Raw genomic sequence first — 16,752 nt, forward strand, 5'->3', positions numbered from 1 at the left:
GAATCGATAAAAAGGCGCGAGAATTTTTTTAGTTTTTCTCGGTTAAACGCTTGAAGCAGGCATACGGCCTTCTTATATGTCGATCAATACCAAGGGATGTGCGGCGGCGCATTCCAAATCTTACGGGACCCGAGCGGCATTAAGCCGGTTTAAGACTGCTGGAAACGGGGTCAGACGCGGGTCTGCCAACAAAGAGGTTGAATAAATGGGTAAAGTAATTGGGATTGACCTTGGGACCACCAACTCATGCATCGCCGTGATGGATGGTTCCGAGCCTAAAGTAATTGAAAATGCGGAAGGCGCCCGCACCACCCCTTCCATGGTGGGTTTCACAGAAGATGAGCGCCTTGTTGGTCAGCCGGCGAAACGCCAGGCGGTGACCAACCCTGAAGACACGCTTTTTGCCATCAAACGCCTGATCGGTCGTCGGTTCGAAGACCCAATGGTGGAAAAAGACAAAAAGCTTGTCCCATACAAAATCGTGAAAGCCGACAATGGCGATGCGTGGGTGGAAGCCCGCGGCGAAAAGCATTCGCCATCGCAAGTGTCTGCCATGATCTTGCAAAAAATGAAGGAAACAGCTGAGAGCTATTTGGGTGAAGAAGTGACCCAAGCCGTGATCACTGTGCCGGCCTATTTTAACGACAGCCAGCGCCAGGCGACAAAAGACGCCGGTAAAATTGCTGGTCTGGAAGTTTTGCGGATCATCAACGAGCCAACAGCTGCAGCGCTTGCCTATGGCTTGGACAAGAAAGAAGCGGGCACCATCGCGGTTTATGACCTTGGTGGCGGTACCTTCGATATTTCGATCCTTGAAATTGGCGATGGCGTTTTTGAAGTAAAATCCACCAATGGTGATACCTTCTTGGGTGGTGAAGACTTTGATATGCGCATGGTCGATTATTTGGCCGATGAGTTTAAACGCGAAAATGGCATTGATCTGCGTGGCGACAAGCTGGCCTTGCAGCGCTTGAAAGAAGCAGCTGAAAAAGCCAAAATCGAATTGTCTTCAGCTACACAAACCGAAGTCAACTTGCCGTTTATCACTGCCGACCAATCTGGTCCAAAGCACCTTCAGTTGAAACTGACCCGTGCCAAGCTTGAACAGCTTGTGGCCGAATTGGTGAAACGTACCGTTGAGCCTTGTAAAGCTGCATTGAAAGATGCGGGCATCACAGCTGGCGAAATTGACGAAGTTGTTTTGGTAGGCGGGATGACCCGTATGCCAAAAATCCAGGAAACTGTGAAAGAATTCTTCGGCAAAGAGCCTCATAAGGGTGTGAACCCAGACGAAGTTGTTGCGATGGGCGCGGCCATTCAGGCTGGCGTGTTGCAAGGCGATGTGAAAGACGTGTTGTTGCTTGACGTGACGCCATTGTCTTTGGGCATTGAAACATTGGGCGGCGTGTTCACACGCTTGATTGACCGGAACACAACCATTCCGACCAAGAAAAGCCAAGTGTTCTCAACTGCGGAAGACAATCAGTCAGCGGTGACCATTCGGGTTTCACAAGGTGAACGCGAAATGGCTGCGGACAACAAATTGCTCGGCCAGTTCGATTTGGTGGGCATTCCACCCGCACCACGCGGCGTGCCACAAGTTGAGGTAACATTCGATATCGATGCCAACGGCATTGTGAATGTTTCTGCCAAAGACAAAGGCACCGGCAAAGAGCAACAAATCCGCATTCAAGCTTCTGGCGGTCTTTCCGATGATGAGATCGAAAAGATGGTCAAGGATGCTGAAGCCAACGCCGACGCAGACAAGCAAAAACGCGAATCTGTGGAAGCGAAAAACCAGGCGGAAGCCTTGGTGCACTCCACCGAGAGCTCCTTGTCTGAGCATGGCGACAAGCTGGATGACGAAACCAAATCAGCCATCGAGGATGCTTTGGCTGAATTGAAAACAGCACTTGAAGGCGACAATGCTGAGGTGATCAAAGAGAAAACCGCAGCGCTTGCTCAAAGCTCCATGAAACTTGGCGAAGCCATGTACCAAGCCTCACAAGATGAGGAAAATGGCGACCAAGATGATGCTGGCGACGACAATGCAGATGACGTTGTTGACGCAGATTTTGAAGAGGTCAAAGACGACGAAGACGATAAGAAGTCTTCATAAACACCTCTCACGCAAAAATGGCGGGTTCAGTCTAAGGCTGTGCCCGCCATCAATCTTGGAGCTTAAGCGCCATGGAAAAACGTGACTTTTACGAGGTTTTGGGCGTCGACAAATCTGTTGACGACAAGGCTCTCAAGTCGGCTTACCGCAAATTGGCTATGAAATTTCACCCGGACCGTAACCCCGGTGATGACGAAGCGGAAGCTAAATTCAAAGAAGTTTCTGAAGCTTACGACACGCTGAAAGACCCGCAAAAACGCGCGGCTTATGACCGATTTGGTCATGCAGCGTTTCAAAATGGCGGCGGCGGTGGCGCTGGTGGCCCCGGCTTTGGCGCGGATTTTTCTTCATCAATGTCAGACATTTTTGAAGATATTTTCGGCGACTTTATGGGCGGCGGTGGCCAACGACGCGGACGCAACTCACAATTGCGCGGCTCTGACCTGCGCTATAATCTGGAAATTGATCTGGAAGAAGCTTATGAGGGGCGCACGGTTGAAATCGACGTGCCCACCATGGCCGAATGCGACACCTGTTCAGGTTCTGGCGCCAAGCCGGGCACCGGCTTTTCCACCTGTGGCACCTGTTCGGGCCACGGCAAAGTGCGCGCGGCGCAAGGCTTTTTCACCATTGAACGCACCTGCCCGCAATGTCATGGCCGGGGCGAAACGATGGATCAGCCCTGCACCGATTGTCATGGCCAAGGCCGGCGGCAGGAAAACCGCAATCTGAGCGTAGATGTGCCGCAAGGCATTGAAGATGGCACCCGCATTCGCCTTTCCGGCGAAGGGGAAGCCGGGATGCGTGGCGGCCCCTCCGGCGATCTTTATATTTTCATCTCCATTCGCCCGCACGAGCTGTTCCAGCGTGATGGTGCGGACCTGTTCTGCCGTGTGCCGATTTCCATGACCACAGCGGCCCTGGGCGGCGAATTTGAAGTGCCGGGCCTCGATGGCAGCCGGGCGCGCGTAAAGGTGCCCCACGGCACCCAGGCGGGCCAGCGTGTGCGCCTGAAGGGTAAAGGCATGCCGGTGCTGCGCTCCACGCAAATTGGCGACATGTATATTCAGATGGATGTGGAAACACCGCAAAACCTCACCAAGCGTCAAAAAGAGCTGCTGCAAGAGTTTCATGATCTGTCGACCAAGGAAAACAACCCCTCTTCAAACGGGTTCTTTTCCAAAATCAAAAGCCTGTTTGAAGGCCTCGCCGATAGCAAATAATAAGCAAAAACTTATTAAAAGGCTTGACGCGGGCGTTCTGATGGGTTTGGTTGCCGCCAACTAGGAAGCGAGATCAATATGGCGAAGTTTTTGGCGGTGTCCGGCTCTATCCGGCAGGGATCATACAATGCGGAACTGGCGCACTATATGGTGCGTCGGGCCCAGGAAAAGGGCTGGGACGCAGAATATGTTGATCTGCACGACTATCCCATGCCCATCTTCAATGAAGATCTGGAGCAGGACCAAAAGCCGGAATGCGCCCTTGATCTGGCCAAACAATTTGCCGCCGCCGACGCGATCTTTCTCGCCACGCCAGAATATAATGGTTCGATCACCCCGGTTTTGAAAAACACAATTGATTGGCTGACCCGACAGGGCCAGGGCGCCTTTTCCCATGCCATTTTCGGCATTGGGTCCGTTTCCTCCGGCGCCTTGGCCGGCGTGATGGCGCTTTCGCATATGCGCGATATTTTATCCAAGCTCAGCGCCCTGATGGCGCCAACGCCCCTCGGCATTGGCATGGGCGCCACCGCCTTTGACGAAAATGGCGAGATTGCCGATCCGCGCGTTAAGGCCCGGGCCGATAAGCTGGTGGATGAGTTGACCAGTATTAAGCGAGGTTAGAGGGTGAAAACCCTATATCTCACCCACCCGGAAGTTATGATTGACCCTCATTTGGACGTGACCAAGTGGGGGCTTTCTTTTACTGGACAAACCCGCATTAAGGCCGCCATTGAACGGGGCATATTCGATCATATTGAGAAGATTGTTTCGAGCGATGAGCAAAAGGCAATTGATGCGGCCACGCTCATTGCAGAGTATTCGGATATTTCCTATCAGACCGATCCGCGCTGCGGCGAGAATGACCGCCGCGCAACAGGTTTTTTGCCCAAGGATGAATTTGAAGCCGTCGCCACCCAGTTTTTCGCACACCCAAGCCAATCCATTCGTGGCTGGGAACGGGCCGTTGACGCGCAAAAGCGTATCGTAGACGCGGTGAACGACCATATGAAGCTAGCGACTGAACAGCATGTTTTATTTGTCGGGCATGGCGCCGTCGGGACCTTGCTCAAATGCCATTTGGCCCAACGCCCCATTTCAAGCGATGAAGATCAACATCATCTCGGCGCGCCTGGCGGCGGCAATATGTTTGCTTTTGACTGGACGGGACAGCGCCTGCTCAGTGATTGGGTCGCTCTGGAAAACTGGACCTAACGCAGCCGCTACATAGATTACCGGATCAAGTCCGGTAATGACGTGAGAGGGTATGGCAATGCCCTGCACCGCATAAAAGTGGGACACCCATTGGCGGGAGTGCCGGGGTAATGAGCGAAGCGAACGACGGCGGCGCGAAACCAGAAGATTTCGGACTCTTCACTTCGCTCGTCCACTCTTTTTCCTTGTAAGAATTCTGCTCCGCGTCCCCTCCTCCTTAGGGGCCGTCCCGGACTTGATCCGGGGTCAACTCATACGTTTTGCACCGCAGTTTGTTCTGCAGGCCAACAGTGCTAAGTTGTTTGGCTATGGCCCTTTCCTATTATCTCACGCACCCCGAAGTGCTGCTTCACCCCGCCCAGCCACCGACCGAGTGGGTGCTTTCCTCACTGGGTCGACAACGGCTTATGCGCTGCTTTGCGCGCGATATTTTTACCGATGTGGATTTGATCGTGACCAGCGATGAAGCCAAAACAACGGAGATGGCCACACATCTCGCGTATAAGCTTGATGTTCCTCTTTTGATTGACCCAAACAGCAACGAGAATTATCGCACAACGCCTGTAATGTCAGCCTCGGCCTTCGAGGAATTGTTCGCGGCTATGTATGCTGAGCCGGCCAAGAGTAGCGGTGGGTGGGAGCCCGCGCTCGACACGCAAAAACGTATTGTTGCAGCGATTGATCAACAACACCGTGCCCACCCCGACAAATCCATCCTGTTTGCCGGTCACGGCACCAGCGGCACGGCGCTCAAATGTCATCTTGCCCAACGCCCGATCTCCAGAGAAGAGGACCAGCGAAGCATGGCGGCCGAAGGCGGCGGCAATGTTTTTGCCTTTGACTGGGCCAAGCAGCGCCTGGTCAGCGATTGGGTGGCTCTGGAAGATTGGACCTAACGCAACTGCTACATGGATTACCAGATCAAGTCCGGTAATGACGGGAGAGGCTTGACTGGCGGCTTTCCGCCCTCGCTGGGATTGTCCACCTCACCTTGCTAATGCTGGTTAGGACGCATCCCCACCCACCAAACCGCCCCGGACCTGATCCGGGGCCCATGCTGAGTCAGAAAGAGAAGCCAAAGGCCCCAACAATTTCCCCTGTCATTGCAAAACTTGATCTTGCAATCCATTTGCGGGCAACAGCAAAGCACCTAAATGGTGGTGCAATGCCGCCCTTCCGATCGCATCGAAACGACCCTACCTTGTGTACAGCGTGAAATGGACCCCAAGATCAAGTCTTGGGGTGACGCTGTTGGGGAGGACAGGGTAGACAAAACGCTGGCGTGTGACACCAATGGCGGGGGCTAGAAAAGAGCCGGGGGTGCCGGGGACGGGAGCACAGCGACAAGTGGCGGCGCGCAACATAGCGGGGCGCCGGGTAGCGAACGCAGTGAGCAATAATCCCGGCAATACATAAAGCTCCATAAAAACTTGCCGTTTTCCCCGAACTGTGCGATGCAACAACTCCGACGCCACCAGCCGCCGGAGCCCCCAAATGAGCAATGCAACCCCCCAATTGATCACCGCCCTTGATGTGCCGACCCGTAAGGAAGCGGAGGCGTTGGTGGAGCGGATGGATGATCGTGGGGTGTTTTTTAAAATTGGCTATCAGCTAATTTATGGCGGTGACGGCCTGGGGCTGGCGCGCGAGTTGAAGCGGGCGGGCAAAAAGATCTTTATGGATGTGAAGCTGCTCGATATTCCCAACACGGTGGAAAAGGGCGTAGCAGGCCTCGCTGAGCTGGGCGCAGACTTTGTGACCATCCACGCCGAACCCCATTGCATGGCCGCCGCGAAACGCGCGGTGGAAGGCACCGACACCAAGCTGCTTGGGGTGACGGTGATGACCTCGCTGGATGATGAAGATCTGAAGGCCTCTGGCTATGCCTATGGTGTGAGCGATCTGGTGGCGCGGCGGGCGAAACAGGCGACAGAGATCGGCATTGACGGGGTGATTTGCTCAGCCCAGGAAATTGAAATGGTGCGCGACTTGTCGAGCGGCAAGCTGATGGCGGTAACGCCAGGCATTCGCCCCAAAGGCAGCGCTGCGGATGATCAGAAGCGGATTTTCACCCCCTATCAGGCCATTGAAGCGGGCGCGGCGCATCTTGTGGTGGGGCGACCGGTTTATAAGGCGAATGATCCTTACGCCGCTGCTGGGGCCGTGAATGACGAAATTCATGCCGCCAATGATGCGGTGACCCGCATTCGCCCGGCAGACCCGGAGGATGCGGCTGTTCTGTCCGATATCGACAATGACGCCTCCAAACGCTTTGCCAATATGGGCGGAGCCTTTGCCAGTGCGCATTTAACCGGGCTGACCGCAGCCCAATATGCGGAAAAATTTCGCCAAAATGAATTGCTGTGGCTGATTGAGCATCGCGACCTGCCCGTGGGTTTTGTGCGCGCCAAGCCGGTGGATAATCTGCTCTATATCGCGGAAATCGGCGTGGCCCGCGCCCACCAGGGTAAAGGGCTGGGCCGCCGTCTGCTGGCCCATATGCGCCGCTATGCGCGGGAAAATGAGTTTAAGGGATTGGCGGGCCTCACTTGGAAAGATGTGCCCTTTAATGGCCCCTATTATCTCCATAATGGCTTTCAAGAATGGTCGTTAGACCAAGCGGGACCGGAATTGCGCACCCTTGCGGCCAGTTCGGACGAGCAAAAACTCAACACCATTGGCGAGCGGATGATTTTTGGCGAACGGTTTTAGGCCACCTCCCCTTTTCACCACCCCGTTTTCTGGCTATCAAAGGGCCAGCAATGGAGAAGGTCTTTCATGAGCGATCTTAAAATATTGATTCTGGGGGCTGGCGGCCGCATGGGCGGTGCCAATATTCGCGCCATTCACGCCACCAAAGGTGCCGTGTTGAGCGCCGCTGTGGAGCGCGCAAACAGCCCGCATCTGGACAAGGATGCCGCACAATTGGCCGGGCTAGAGCCGCTGGGTGTGTTGATCAGCGATGATCTCGATAAAGCGATTTCGCAAAGCGACGCAATTATTGATTTCACCACACCCGACGCCTCTATCGATGTGGCCAAGCGGGCCAAAGGCAAAGTGCATGTGGTGGGCACCACCGGCTGGACCGCCGAGCAGGATGCTGAAATTGAAGCGCAGGCTGACCATCTCACCTTGGTGAAATCGGGCAATATGTCTTTGGGCGTTAACTTGTTGGCGGCGCTGGTGGAAAAGGCTGCGCGGGCCTTGCCGAACAGTTTTGATATTGAGGTTTTGGAAATGCACCACCGGATGAAGGTGGATGCCCCTTCCGGCACCGCTCTGCTGTTGGGTGAAGCGGCGGCTAAGGGCCGCGATGTTGATTTGGCTGAACAGGCCGTGCGCAGCCGCGATGGCATCACCGGGGAACGCGAAGAAGGCACCATTGGTTTTGCCACGCTGCGCGGCGGCACGGTGACCGGTGAGCATGATGTGATTTTCGCCGGTGAAAAAGAGCGGATCAAATTGGGGCATATCGCCGAAGACCGTTCAGTTTTTGCGCAAGGCGCCATTCACGCTGCCCTTTGGGCGAAAGACAAGCCCGCTGGGCTTTATTCAATGATAGATGTTTTGGGATTAGAGGAATAAATCATGGATCGTAGATTGATTTTGGTGCGTCACGGCCAAAGCGAATGGAACTTGAAAAACCTATTCACCGGCTGGAAGAACCCGGGCCTCACCGACAAAGGCATTGAAGAAGCCAAGGAAGCAGGCCAGCTGCTGAAATCGCGCGGCTATGAGATCGAAGTTTGTTACACATCGGCCCTGAAACGCGCCCAGCATACACTCGATTTGATGCTCGAAGAGATGGGCATCACCAATATGACCATTATCCGCAATCAGGATTTGAATGAGCGCGATTATGGCGATTTGGCCGGGCTGAACAAAGATGATGCGCGGGAAAAATGGGGCGACGAGCAAGTGCATATTTGGCGTCGGTCCTATGACACACCGCCTCCGGGTGGCGAAAGCCTCAAGGACACTGCGGACCGCGTGTTGCCTTATTATAAGCGCGAGATTGAACCCCGCGTTTTGGATGGCGGCACCATTTTGGTCGCCGCGCACGGCAACTCGCTACGGGCGCTGGTGATGGCGCTTGAAGGCCTGTCGCCAGAAGAAATTTTAAAGCGCGAAATCGCCACCGGCAAGCCGATCATTTATGATCTGGATGAAAACGGCAAAGTGCTTAAGGTGGAAAATATCTAATGTAAGAGAGCCCCGATTGGGGCTCTTTTCTTCGCCGACGGCAATATTACGCGCCGCCGTCGTTCGCTGCGCTCACTACCCCGGTATCTCCGCCGAATGCGCCACACGCTAGCGTTTTTCGCGCCCTGTCATCCCCTCCAGCGTCACCCCAAGACTTGATCTTGGGGTCCATTTCACACTGGCCAAAATGCAGAGTGGTCTTGATGTGATCAATTCAGTGGGCGTTTCCTACCAAACAATTAGGTGCCCCGCCGCTATCTTCAAATGGATTGCAAGATCAAGTCTTGCAATGACGGGGGAAGTTGTTGGGACTTTGGCTCTTCTCTCACCCTGCTTGAATTTCTGACCGCCGCTTGGAACGGGGATGCGTTGCGATAATAATGCCCCTGAGATCAACCAGCGCCACCCTGCAACTGCCCGGCTTCCCAGCCCAGCATGGCTTTTTTACGGGTCAGGCCCCAATGATAGCCCGTCAAGGCGGCGTTTTTGCCGATCACACGGTGGCAGGGCACCACGAAGGAGATAGGGTTGCGGCCCACGGCGGCGCCCACGGCGCGTGCAGCTTTTGGAGAGCAAACCTCTTCGGCAATCGCGCCATAGGAATTGGCTTCACCCGGTTTGATTTTTAGGAGGGTCTGCCACACGCGCACTTCAAAGTCTGTACCGATCATCGCCACGCGAATCGGCTGATCTTGCTGCCATTGGTGGGGCAGGAAAATCCGATCGGCCCAGTGCCCTGTTTCGGCATCGTTTTGAATGTAGGTGGCTTTAGGCCAGCGTGATTGCATATCTTCCAGCGCGGACTGCTCCTGGCCAGCATCGGCGAAGGCGAGGCCCGCCAAGCCATAATCTGTGACCATCAACAACGCTTGGCCAAACGGTGATGGATGAAAGCCAAAGCGGATCTCCAGCCCTTCGCCCTTTGCTTTGTATAAGCCCGGCGGCATGGCCTCATGGGTCACAAACAAATCATAAAGCCGCGCGGGCGATGACAGGCCGAGCTCCAAAGACGCATCAAAGATTGGCACATCGGCCTTAAGCATTTTGCGGGCACGGTCGAGCGTGATGCAATGAGAGAAGGCTTTGGGGGTGAGGCCGGCCCAGCGGCGAAAAATGTCGGTGAGCTGGCGTTGGGTCAGGCCCAGATCGGCGGCAATGCGGTCAATCTGATGCTCGTCGGCGGCGGTGTCGTGCAATTGCGCCACCACCTGCCGGACAATTTCATAGTCAGAAGCGCAAATTTCGAGTTGGTGCATGGTCTGGTCCATTTTCAAGCTCCTGCATTTGAACGTGGACCGCAGGATAGTGCAAGGCGGATTAGGGGATCGACCCGATTTTGACATTATTACGCGCCGCCACCGGGTGCAAAGCGCCCGTCCCCGGCACCCCCGCCGGCTCTTTTTACGCGCCGCCGTCGTTCGCTACGCTCACTACCCCGGCACCCCCGCCTATGGGTGCTAACATTTTATACTGTGCAGGGCGTCGCCACACCCTCTCACGTCATTACCGGACTTGATCCGGTAATCCATGTAGCCGTGGTGGTTGGGCGAAAACACTCATGTTGTGCACGTTCACCGATGCTGCTTGGACCCCGGATCAAGTCCGGGGTGACCGGGGTTGGGGAACCGCCTACGACGAGACTTTCAGGGAAAAGAGTGAACGAGCGTAGCGAGACCCCCGCCAACTTTTTGGCCGCGCCGTCGCAGGCCGATGCGCAGCATCGAATGGCCGTGAGACAGCACGCCCCCAAAAACCCCTACCGCTTTGCCCGTGAAAGCTCCTGCCCGAAGGTGCGGGCGAAGCTGGTTTTGTCGGCGGGATTGAGGAATTCGCCTAAGGAAATGCGCTGTTGCCGGGCGATCAGGTGGAGGCTTTCGACTTCATTTTCGGCGTTCAGTTTGGTCACCAAACGGGCCCAGAAGGGATTAAGTTCAATCTCCTTAATGCGGCCTTTGATATCCACCTTGCGGATGCGGATGGCATCTTGCCAGAGGCCAATCTCCTCATATTGTTTTTCACCGCGTTTGGAGCGGGTGAGGGCCCAATAGAGCAGCAAGATATCGAGGCCCATAAAGCCGACAATTGGCCAAGCACCCATCAAAAAGAAGGTGAGGCCGGGGATCAGCGCCAGCGTGCCTGCAATAATGGTCACCACCAATATCCCGCGCTCACTTAAAGAGCGGTGGGGCCGCAGGGTGGCGCGGAATAGGGGTGGGTCTAACTGGTCATCAAATTGGTGATCGGCAGACATTTGCGCTTTTCATTCCTTTTTGATCATGGCCTATTAGCCCTAACGGATAAGAGGACCAAATGGCTCAACGGACACGACTGACGAAGCAAACAATAAATGACATGTTCGCCAAATTTGAGGCGAACAATCCGCATCCTGAAGGGGAATTGGATTATGTCAATATCTTCACCCTGCTGGTGGCGGTGGTCTTATCAGCGCAGGCCACGGATGCGGGGGTGAATAAGGCGACCAAGGCCCTGTTTGACGTCGCCGATACGCCAGAGAAAATGTATGCCTTGGGCGAAGATAAAATCCGCGATTACATTAAAACCATTGGGCTTTATCGCAACAAGGCAAAAAATGTCTATGCCCTGTGTAAAGCGTTGATTGAGCAGCATAATAGTGAGGTGCCGGAAGACCGCGAGGCGCTTGAGGCGCTGCCGGGCGTTGGGCGCAAAACCGCGAATGTGGTGCTGAATATCGGGTTTGGGCATCCGACCATTGCCGTGGATACCCACCTTTTCCGCATCGCCAACCGCACCGGGCTAGCCCCGGGCAAAAATGTGCTGGCGGTTGAAAAACTGTTGCTGAAAACAATTCCAAAGGACTATTTGCTGCACGCCCACCACTGGCTGATTTTGCATGGCCGCTATATTTGCAAAGCGCGCAAGCCGGAGTGCTATCACTGCATTATTGTTGATGAGTGCAAGTTCAAGGACAAGGTGATGGAGGCGGGGAAGAAGTAGCGGTTGAGATTTGGCAGAGCAACGCTCATGCCCTGTAACTGCACTCACGCTGCTTGGCCCCCGGATCAGGTCCGGGGTGACGGCGGTGGGTAGGTGACAGGTCGTGCACAAAACTAAATCTGGTCACCAATCGGCGGGAGTGCCGGGGACGGGAGCGTAGCGACCGGTGGCGGCAAGAAAAAAGTCACTACAATTTCCGCAATTGCACCTTGTTGATCGCGTGGTCGGCGCCTTTGGTGAGGACCAAGTCGGCGCGGCCGCGGGTGGGGAGGATGTTTTCTTGCAGATTGGGCAGGTTGATCTGCTCCCAGATGGAGACGGCCAGCTTCTTCGCCTCATCAATATTGAGCTTTGAGAATTGGTGGAAGAAGCTTTGCGGATCCATAAAGGCCGTTTCACGCAATTGCAGGAACCGCTCCACATACCATTGGCGCAGATTGGCCTCTGCGGCATCAATATAGATCGAAAAATCGATAAAATCTGACGCGAACAGGATGGGGCGGCCATCGCGGGGTAGATCGCCTGGCTGCAAGATATTGAGGCCTTCCACGATCAGAATATTGGGGCGGTCAATGACCACTTCCTCGCCTTCCACCACGTCATAAACAAGGTGGGAATAGGTGGGCGCTTTCACATTGGGCATGCCCGCCTTGATGGAAGCCAAAAATTTCAAGAAGGCCGGGCGATCATAACTTTCAGGAAAGCCCTTTTTCTCCATCAGGCCGCGTTTTTCCAGCTCCGCATTGGGCAACAAAAATCCATCGGTGGTGATCAAATCGACCTTGGGGGATGACGGCCAGCGTTGCAGCAAGGCGTGTAGCACACGGGCAGTTGTGGATTTACCCACCGAAACAGAGCCCGCGACGCCAATAATGAAAGGCGTTTTATCGCCATTTTGCTGCAAGAACTTGCCCGCAGCGGTGTGGAGCCCCTGCACCGCTTCAACATAAAAGGCCAAAAGCCGTGTCATGGGCAAATAGACCTGTTGGGCTTCCTCCAAAGAAATCGGGTCATTGAGCGCACGCAAGCGTTTCAAATCGTGCAAATTCAACGTCATGGGCTCGCCATGGCGCAGCGCGGCCCATTGCTCGGTGGTGAACTCGTGATAGGGGGACAGGTCCGGCCCCAATGACAAAGGATTCATGCCTTTTCCCTCTATTCCGTACGGCCGGCTTTTTCCTCAAGCCCGGATTGGCCCGTGCGTTCGGCCAACACCGCTTCCACCTCATCAAGGCTGATATTGTGGGCTTTGAGCACCACAAGTAAATGATACAAAAGGTCAGCACTTTCGGCCTTTAGCTCGTCGCGGTCGCCCTGAATGGCCGCGATGACAGTTTCCACTGCCTCTTCGCCCATTTTTTTGGCGGCACGCGCGCCACCATTGGCCAAAAGCTGAGCGGTGTAGGATTGTTCCGCTGAGGCATTGGCTTTTTCCGCGATGATCGCTTCCAGCGCTTTCAGGTCAAAGGTCATCTATCCATCCAATCGGGTTGGTACACCCTGCTGGGCCATATAGCGTTTAGCCTCGCCAATAGAATAGGTGCCAAAGTGGAAAATTGAGGCCGCCAGCACGGCGCTGGCATGGCCCTTTTTCACCCCATCCACCAAATGATCAAGATTGCCCACGCCGCCAGAGGCGACGACAGGTACGGGCACCGCGTCGGCAATGGTGCGGGTCAATTCTAGGTCGAAACCGATTTTGGTGCCGTCGCGGTCCATGGAGGTGACCAGCAACTCCCCTGCCCCGCGCTTGACCATATCCGTGGCAAAATCCACCGCATCAATGCCCGTGGCGTTGCGGCCACCATGGGTGAAGATTTCCCAGCGTGGGGTTTCACCCTCTTTGTGCGCGGCTTTCGCGTCTACAGACACGACAATGCATTGGTCGCCAAATTTGTCGGCGGCGCGGTTGATAAAATCCGGGTCGCGCACCGCGGCGGAATTGATCGATACTTTGTCAGCGCCGGACAGCAGCAGCTTGCGAATATCTTCGACCGTGCGGATGCCCCCGCCTACCGTAACCGGCATAAAGCAATGTTCTGCCGTGCGCGCCACCACATCATAGATGGTTTCGCGCTCTTCATGGCTGGCGGTGATGTCCAGAAAGCACAATTCGTCGGCGCCAGCGGCGTCATAGGCGATGGCGGCTTCCACCGGGTCACCTGCATCCACAAGGTCAACAAAATTGACGCCTTTGACGACGCGTCCGTCTTTGACGTCTAGGCAGGGAATCAAGCGGGTTTTAAGCATTTCGTTTTACGACCCTTCTTAAAATGCGCAGCACCACATGCAGGAAAAAGACAATCAGCCACACGAAAAACGCAGCGGCGGCGAACGGGAGCGTGAAGTAGCTGAACCAAAACATCATGCCCATCTCATAGAGGGTGTCGCCCCGATCAGCGCCCCAAATAACACAAGGATTAACGTACCCCTCATGCAAGGTGCAACCATTGGCCTCGGCAACCATACCAGCGCCCAGTGTCAACAAAATTGGCCCGATGCCCACCAAGATGATGATGCCCAGCACAAGGGCATATTTTAGCAGCAGAGAACGGGTTGTTGAGCGCTGCATTTCTGTCAGACCTTGTTGAGCTTTTCGAGCGCCACAGGCACATCAATGCGGCCATCATAAAGCGCCCTGCCGGAAATGGCGCCTTCCAGCGCCTGCATTTCCGGCCTGGTCATCATTTCAATATCGTCCATTGAGGCCAGGCCGCCCGAGGCAATCACGGGAATGGTGGTGGCTTTGGCAAGCTCCAAGGTGGCGTCCCAATTAATGCCGGTGAGAATGCCATCGCGGTCAATATCGGTGAAAATGATGGCGGCAACGCCCGCGCCTTCAAATTTTTGCGCCAGTTCGATCACGTCCAGCTCAGACGTTTCGGCCCAACCTTCCACAGCAACCTTGCCGCCGCGTGCATCAATGCCCACAGCGATTTGGCCGGGATAGAGCTCGCAGGCCTTATAGACCAGATCAGGATCACGCACGGCGATGGTGCCAAGAATGACCCGGGTCAGGCCGCGATCGAGCCAGGCTTTGATGTGATCGAGAGTGCGGATGCCGCCGCCCAATTGCACCGGCATGTCCACGTCGCGGATGATTTTTTCCACCGGGTCGCCATTGACGCTTTCGCCCGCAAAGGCGCCATTGAGATCGACCATATGCAGATATTTAAAGCCCTGAGCATGGAACTGCTGGGCTTGGTCCACTGGGTCATCATTAAAGATGGTGGCCTTGTCCATATCGCCTTTTTGCAGGCGCACGCATTTGCCGTCTTTCAAATCAATGGCGGGAAAAAGGATCATCAATTCGTCTTTCTAGATTTTCCAATTGAGGAAATTTTCGATCATGGTCAGGCCCACCGCTTGCGATTTTTCCGGGTGGAACTGGCTGGCGACAATATTGTCGCGGCCAATCGCGGCCACATGCGGGCCATCATAATTGAAGGTGGCGATCACATGGTCCGGATTGTCGGCCAGATAGTGATAGGAATGCACAAAATAGGCGTGCGGATGACCCGCCATATGGTCAAATACCGGGTGGGGCCGCAACAGATCCAGATTGTTCCAGCCCATATGCGGCACTTTCAGCGTCGGGTCATTGGGGGTGAGAATTTCCACCGTGCCGGGAATCCAGCCCAGGCCCTCTGTGACCTGCTTTTCCAGCCCCTTGCTGGCCAAAAGCTGCATGCCGACGCAAATTCCCAAAAAGGGCTTCATCTTTTTGTTGGCGTGGTCTTCCAGCGCGTCGACCATGCCGTCCAGCCCGAACAGCGCGTTGCGGCAATCGGCAAAGGCGCCCACGCCGGGCAGGATCACCCGGTCGGCGCTTTTAACATCCTCGACCTTGTCGGAGACGCGCACATCAAAGCTGCCATTGGCGGTTGTGGCGGCGCGTTCCACCGCCTTATGGGCCGACTTCAGATTGCCAGCGCCATAATCGACAATAATGATCTTTTCACTCATAGATTTTGCGTCTCCGCGAATGGCGACATAGGCGCAGCAGGCCGCTGTTTTGGCTCCTGCCGTTGCGCAAAGACCCGCGTAGCGGTGTAGCGATAGGCCGCATCGTCACTGGAAGATGAGGGCACGATGGCTTTGAGTACATAACCCTTGCGCTCCAAAAAGCGGCCGCGGATCGACCCGGCTTCCAAACCAATTAGAATGGCCACCAATATGCCAATCCACCATGAGGCATCTTCACCGACGAAAAAGGTGACAAAGCCAAGGATAAACGCCACGCCAACATAGGCCAGAAGCTCAAGCCACATCAAATGCACGATGCACCAGACTGGGGTGAGCAGCGCCGCAAACCACGAGAATTTGTCCGGCACCACGACGAGCTCTTGCTCGTCATCGATCATTTTTTCATAAATTGAATATAGCCGCATGGGACAATCCTATAGCGCGCCCTTGGTTGAAGGCACGCGCCCTTCAAGCTTGGGATCAATTTCAACCGCCTCACGCAAAGCGCGGGCCAAGGCTTTAAAGCAGCTTTCTGCAATGTGGTGATTATTGCTGCCGTATTCATTGCGCACATGCAGGGTGATGCCGGCATTCATGGCGAAGGCCTGGAACCATTCCTGAAACAGTTCCGTGTCCATATCGCCCACCTTGTCGCGGGAAAATTCAACCTGCCACACCAAAAAGGGGCGGCCAGAAATATCCAGCGCCACGCGAGATAAAGCTTCATCCATCGGCAAATCACATGAGGCATAGCGGCGGATGCCCTTTTTGTCGCCCAGCGCTTCTTTCACCGCCTGGCCCAGAGCAATGCCCACATCTTCTGCGGTGTGGTGCATATCAATGTGCAGATCGCCCTTGGCTTTGATGGTAATGTCCATCAGCCCATGGCGAGCAATTTGATCCAGCATATGATCCAAAAAGCCGATGCCGGTTTCAATTTTGGCGGTGCCCTGACCGTCCAAATTCACCTCAACCGCAATATCGGTTTCGTTGGTTTTGCGAGAAATTTTTGCACTGCGCATAAAAATGCCCCTCGAATTAAACGCCGCG

The 16,752-nt window shown here is 55.0% G+C and carries 19 protein-coding genes and 1 pseudogene; 10 read left to right on the top strand and 10 right to left on the bottom strand.

Annotated features, from left to right (window positions below; all coding sequences use genetic code 11):
- The first annotated feature begins 205 nt into the window (after positions 1-205).
- The 9 genes and pseudogenes from dnaK to MXMO3_RS01285 all read left to right on the top strand — a co-directional run bounded on the left by dnaK (position 206) and on the right by MXMO3_RS01285 (position 8,760).
- On the top strand, positions 206-2,119 hold the full coding sequence (gene dnaK, locus MXMO3_RS01250) for a molecular chaperone DnaK (RefSeq protein ID WP_027835786.1): 1,914 nt from the start codon (positions 206-208) through the stop codon (positions 2,117-2,119).
- A 71-nt stretch (positions 2,120-2,190) separates the two neighbouring features.
- Positions 2,191-3,342, top strand: a complete 1,152-nt coding sequence (gene dnaJ, locus MXMO3_RS01255; protein WP_117394687.1) for a molecular chaperone DnaJ — start codon at positions 2,191-2,193, stop codon at positions 3,340-3,342.
- 78 nt (positions 3,343-3,420) lie between these two features.
- Positions 3,421-3,966: an NADPH-dependent FMN reductase gene (locus MXMO3_RS01260; protein ID WP_117394688.1), complete on the top strand. Its 546-nt coding sequence runs from the start codon at positions 3,421-3,423 to the stop codon at positions 3,964-3,966.
- A gap of 3 nt (positions 3,967-3,969) precedes the next feature.
- Positions 3,970-4,557: a histidine phosphatase family protein gene (locus MXMO3_RS01265; protein ID WP_117394689.1), complete on the top strand. Its 588-nt coding sequence runs from the start codon at positions 3,970-3,972 to the stop codon at positions 4,555-4,557.
- 308 nt (positions 4,558-4,865) lie between these two features.
- Entirely contained in the window at positions 4,866-5,453 is a 588-nt protein-coding gene (locus MXMO3_RS01270) for a histidine phosphatase family protein (protein WP_117394690.1), read from the top strand.
- 598 nt (positions 5,454-6,051) lie between these two features.
- Positions 6,052-6,747: pseudogene (pyrF, locus tag MXMO3_RS18895) on the top strand (orotidine-5'-phosphate decarboxylase); the annotation flags it as partial.
- Positions 6,748-6,837: 90 nt separating this feature from the next.
- On the top strand, positions 6,838-7,269 hold the full coding sequence (locus tag MXMO3_RS18900; RefSeq protein WP_245985859.1) for a GNAT family N-acetyltransferase: 432 nt from the start codon (positions 6,838-6,840) through the stop codon (positions 7,267-7,269).
- Between the two features lie 66 nt (positions 7,270-7,335).
- Positions 7,336-8,142 carry a 4-hydroxy-tetrahydrodipicolinate reductase gene (gene dapB / locus MXMO3_RS01280; RefSeq protein ID WP_117394692.1) on the top strand — a complete coding sequence of 269 codons (807 nt, stop codon included), beginning with the start codon at positions 7,336-7,338 and terminating at the stop codon, positions 8,140-8,142.
- Between the two features lie 3 nt (positions 8,143-8,145).
- Positions 8,146-8,760, top strand: coding sequence for a 2,3-bisphosphoglycerate-dependent phosphoglycerate mutase (locus MXMO3_RS01285; protein ID WP_117394693.1), 615 nt, complete (start codon positions 8,146-8,148; stop codon positions 8,758-8,760).
- A gap of 392 nt (positions 8,761-9,152) precedes the next feature.
- On the opposite strand, the gene MXMO3_RS01290 is transcribed toward MXMO3_RS01285, so the two are convergent.
- Together MXMO3_RS01290 and MXMO3_RS01295 are read right to left on the bottom strand one after the other, a co-directional pair.
- A complete protein-coding gene (locus MXMO3_RS01290) occupies positions 9,153-10,028 on the bottom strand; it encodes a methylated-DNA--[protein]-cysteine S-methyltransferase (protein ID WP_117394694.1) in 876 nt (291 codons plus the stop codon).
- A gap of 488 nt (positions 10,029-10,516) precedes the next feature.
- Positions 10,517-11,011, bottom strand: coding sequence for a DUF2244 domain-containing protein (locus tag MXMO3_RS01295; protein ID WP_117394695.1), 495 nt, complete (start codon positions 11,009-11,011; stop codon positions 10,517-10,519).
- A 59-nt stretch (positions 11,012-11,070) separates the two neighbouring features.
- Between MXMO3_RS01295 and nth the strand changes: the two genes are divergently transcribed.
- On the top strand, positions 11,071-11,736 hold the full coding sequence (nth, locus tag MXMO3_RS01300; RefSeq protein WP_117394696.1) for an endonuclease III: 666 nt from the start codon (positions 11,071-11,073) through the stop codon (positions 11,734-11,736).
- 187 nt (positions 11,737-11,923) lie between these two features.
- On the opposite strand, the gene coaA is transcribed toward nth, so the two are convergent.
- From coaA to hisB, 8 genes are read right to left on the bottom strand one after another with little or no spacing between them, the layout of a single operon-like run.
- Positions 11,924-12,880 (bottom strand): type I pantothenate kinase, encoded by a 957-nt coding sequence (gene coaA / locus MXMO3_RS01305; protein WP_027835793.1) that lies wholly within the window; start codon positions 12,878-12,880, stop codon positions 11,924-11,926.
- Between the two features lie 11 nt (positions 12,881-12,891).
- Positions 12,892-13,209, bottom strand: a complete 318-nt coding sequence (locus MXMO3_RS01310; protein WP_117394697.1) for a phosphoribosyl-ATP diphosphatase — start codon at positions 13,207-13,209, stop codon at positions 12,892-12,894.
- A complete protein-coding gene (gene hisF / locus MXMO3_RS01315) occupies positions 13,210-13,986 on the bottom strand; it encodes an imidazole glycerol phosphate synthase subunit HisF (protein WP_117394698.1) in 777 nt (258 codons plus the stop codon).
- Positions 13,979-14,308 (bottom strand): hypothetical protein, encoded by a 330-nt coding sequence (locus MXMO3_RS01320; RefSeq protein ID WP_036223073.1) that lies wholly within the window; start codon positions 14,306-14,308, stop codon positions 13,979-13,981. Before MXMO3_RS01320 ends, hisF begins: the two co-directional genes overlap by 8 nt.
- 5 nt (positions 14,309-14,313) lie before the next feature.
- Entirely contained in the window at positions 14,314-15,042 is a 729-nt protein-coding gene (gene hisA, locus MXMO3_RS01325) for a 1-(5-phosphoribosyl)-5-[(5-phosphoribosylamino)methylideneamino]imidazole-4-carboxamide isomerase (RefSeq protein ID WP_117394699.1), read from the bottom strand.
- Between the two features lie 12 nt (positions 15,043-15,054).
- The gene (hisH, locus tag MXMO3_RS01330) at positions 15,055-15,702 is read right to left on the bottom strand and encodes an imidazole glycerol phosphate synthase subunit HisH (protein ID WP_036223080.1); all 648 of its coding nucleotides are present in this window, start codon (positions 15,700-15,702) and stop codon (positions 15,055-15,057) included.
- Positions 15,699-16,127: a DUF2628 domain-containing protein gene (locus MXMO3_RS01335; RefSeq protein WP_027835799.1), complete on the bottom strand. Its 429-nt coding sequence runs from the start codon at positions 16,125-16,127 to the stop codon at positions 15,699-15,701. Before MXMO3_RS01335 ends, hisH begins: the two co-directional genes overlap by 4 nt.
- A gap of 9 nt (positions 16,128-16,136) precedes the next feature.
- Positions 16,137-16,724, bottom strand: a complete 588-nt coding sequence (hisB, locus tag MXMO3_RS01340; RefSeq protein WP_117396668.1) for an imidazoleglycerol-phosphate dehydratase HisB — start codon at positions 16,722-16,724, stop codon at positions 16,137-16,139.
- Positions 16,725-16,752 lie beyond the last annotated feature (28 nt).

Source organism: Maritalea myrionectae (genome assembly GCF_003433515.1).
Classification (GTDB): domain Bacteria; phylum Pseudomonadota; class Alphaproteobacteria; order Rhizobiales; family Devosiaceae; genus Maritalea; species Maritalea myrionectae.

Bases quoted from the DNA above. Each gene is read 5' to 3' on its own strand.
- dnaK (WP_027835786.1), top strand. From the start codon at position 206: ATGGGTAAAGTAATTGGGATTGACCTTGGGACCACCAACTCATGCATC.
- dnaJ (WP_117394687.1), top strand. From the start codon at position 2,191: ATGGAAAAACGTGACTTTTACGAGGTTTTGGGCGTCGACAAATCTGTT.
- MXMO3_RS01260 (WP_117394688.1), top strand. From the start codon at position 3,421: ATGGCGAAGTTTTTGGCGGTGTCCGGCTCTATCCGGCAGGGATCATAC.
- MXMO3_RS01270 (WP_117394690.1), top strand. From the start codon at position 4,866: ATGGCCCTTTCCTATTATCTCACGCACCCCGAAGTGCTGCTTCACCCC.
- MXMO3_RS18900 (WP_245985859.1), top strand. From the start codon at position 6,838: ATGGGCGGAGCCTTTGCCAGTGCGCATTTAACCGGGCTGACCGCAGCC.
- dapB (WP_117394692.1), top strand. From the start codon at position 7,336: ATGAGCGATCTTAAAATATTGATTCTGGGGGCTGGCGGCCGCATGGGC.
- MXMO3_RS01285 (WP_117394693.1), top strand. From the start codon at position 8,146: ATGGATCGTAGATTGATTTTGGTGCGTCACGGCCAAAGCGAATGGAAC.
- MXMO3_RS01290 (WP_117394694.1), bottom strand. From the start codon at position 10,028: ATGGACCAGACCATGCACCAACTCGAAATTTGCGCTTCTGACTATGAA.
- MXMO3_RS01295 (WP_117394695.1), bottom strand. From the start codon at position 11,011: ATGTCTGCCGATCACCAATTTGATGACCAGTTAGACCCACCCCTATTC.
- nth (WP_117394696.1), top strand. From the start codon at position 11,071: ATGGCTCAACGGACACGACTGACGAAGCAAACAATAAATGACATGTTC.
- coaA (WP_027835793.1), bottom strand. From the start codon at position 12,880: ATGAATCCTTTGTCATTGGGGCCGGACCTGTCCCCCTATCACGAGTTC.
- MXMO3_RS01310 (WP_117394697.1), bottom strand. From the start codon at position 13,209: ATGACCTTTGACCTGAAAGCGCTGGAAGCGATCATCGCGGAAAAAGCC.
- hisF (WP_117394698.1), bottom strand. From the start codon at position 13,986: ATGCTTAAAACCCGCTTGATTCCCTGCCTAGACGTCAAAGACGGACGC.
- MXMO3_RS01320 (WP_036223073.1), bottom strand. From the start codon at position 14,308: ATGCAGCGCTCAACAACCCGTTCTCTGCTGCTAAAATATGCCCTTGTG.
- hisA (WP_117394699.1), bottom strand. From the start codon at position 15,042: ATGATCCTTTTTCCCGCCATTGATTTGAAAGACGGCAAATGCGTGCGC.
- hisH (WP_036223080.1), bottom strand. From the start codon at position 15,702: ATGAGTGAAAAGATCATTATTGTCGATTATGGCGCTGGCAATCTGAAG.
- MXMO3_RS01335 (WP_027835799.1), bottom strand. From the start codon at position 16,127: ATGCGGCTATATTCAATTTATGAAAAAATGATCGATGACGAGCAAGAG.
- hisB (WP_117396668.1), bottom strand. From the start codon at position 16,724: ATGCGCAGTGCAAAAATTTCTCGCAAAACCAACGAAACCGATATTGCG.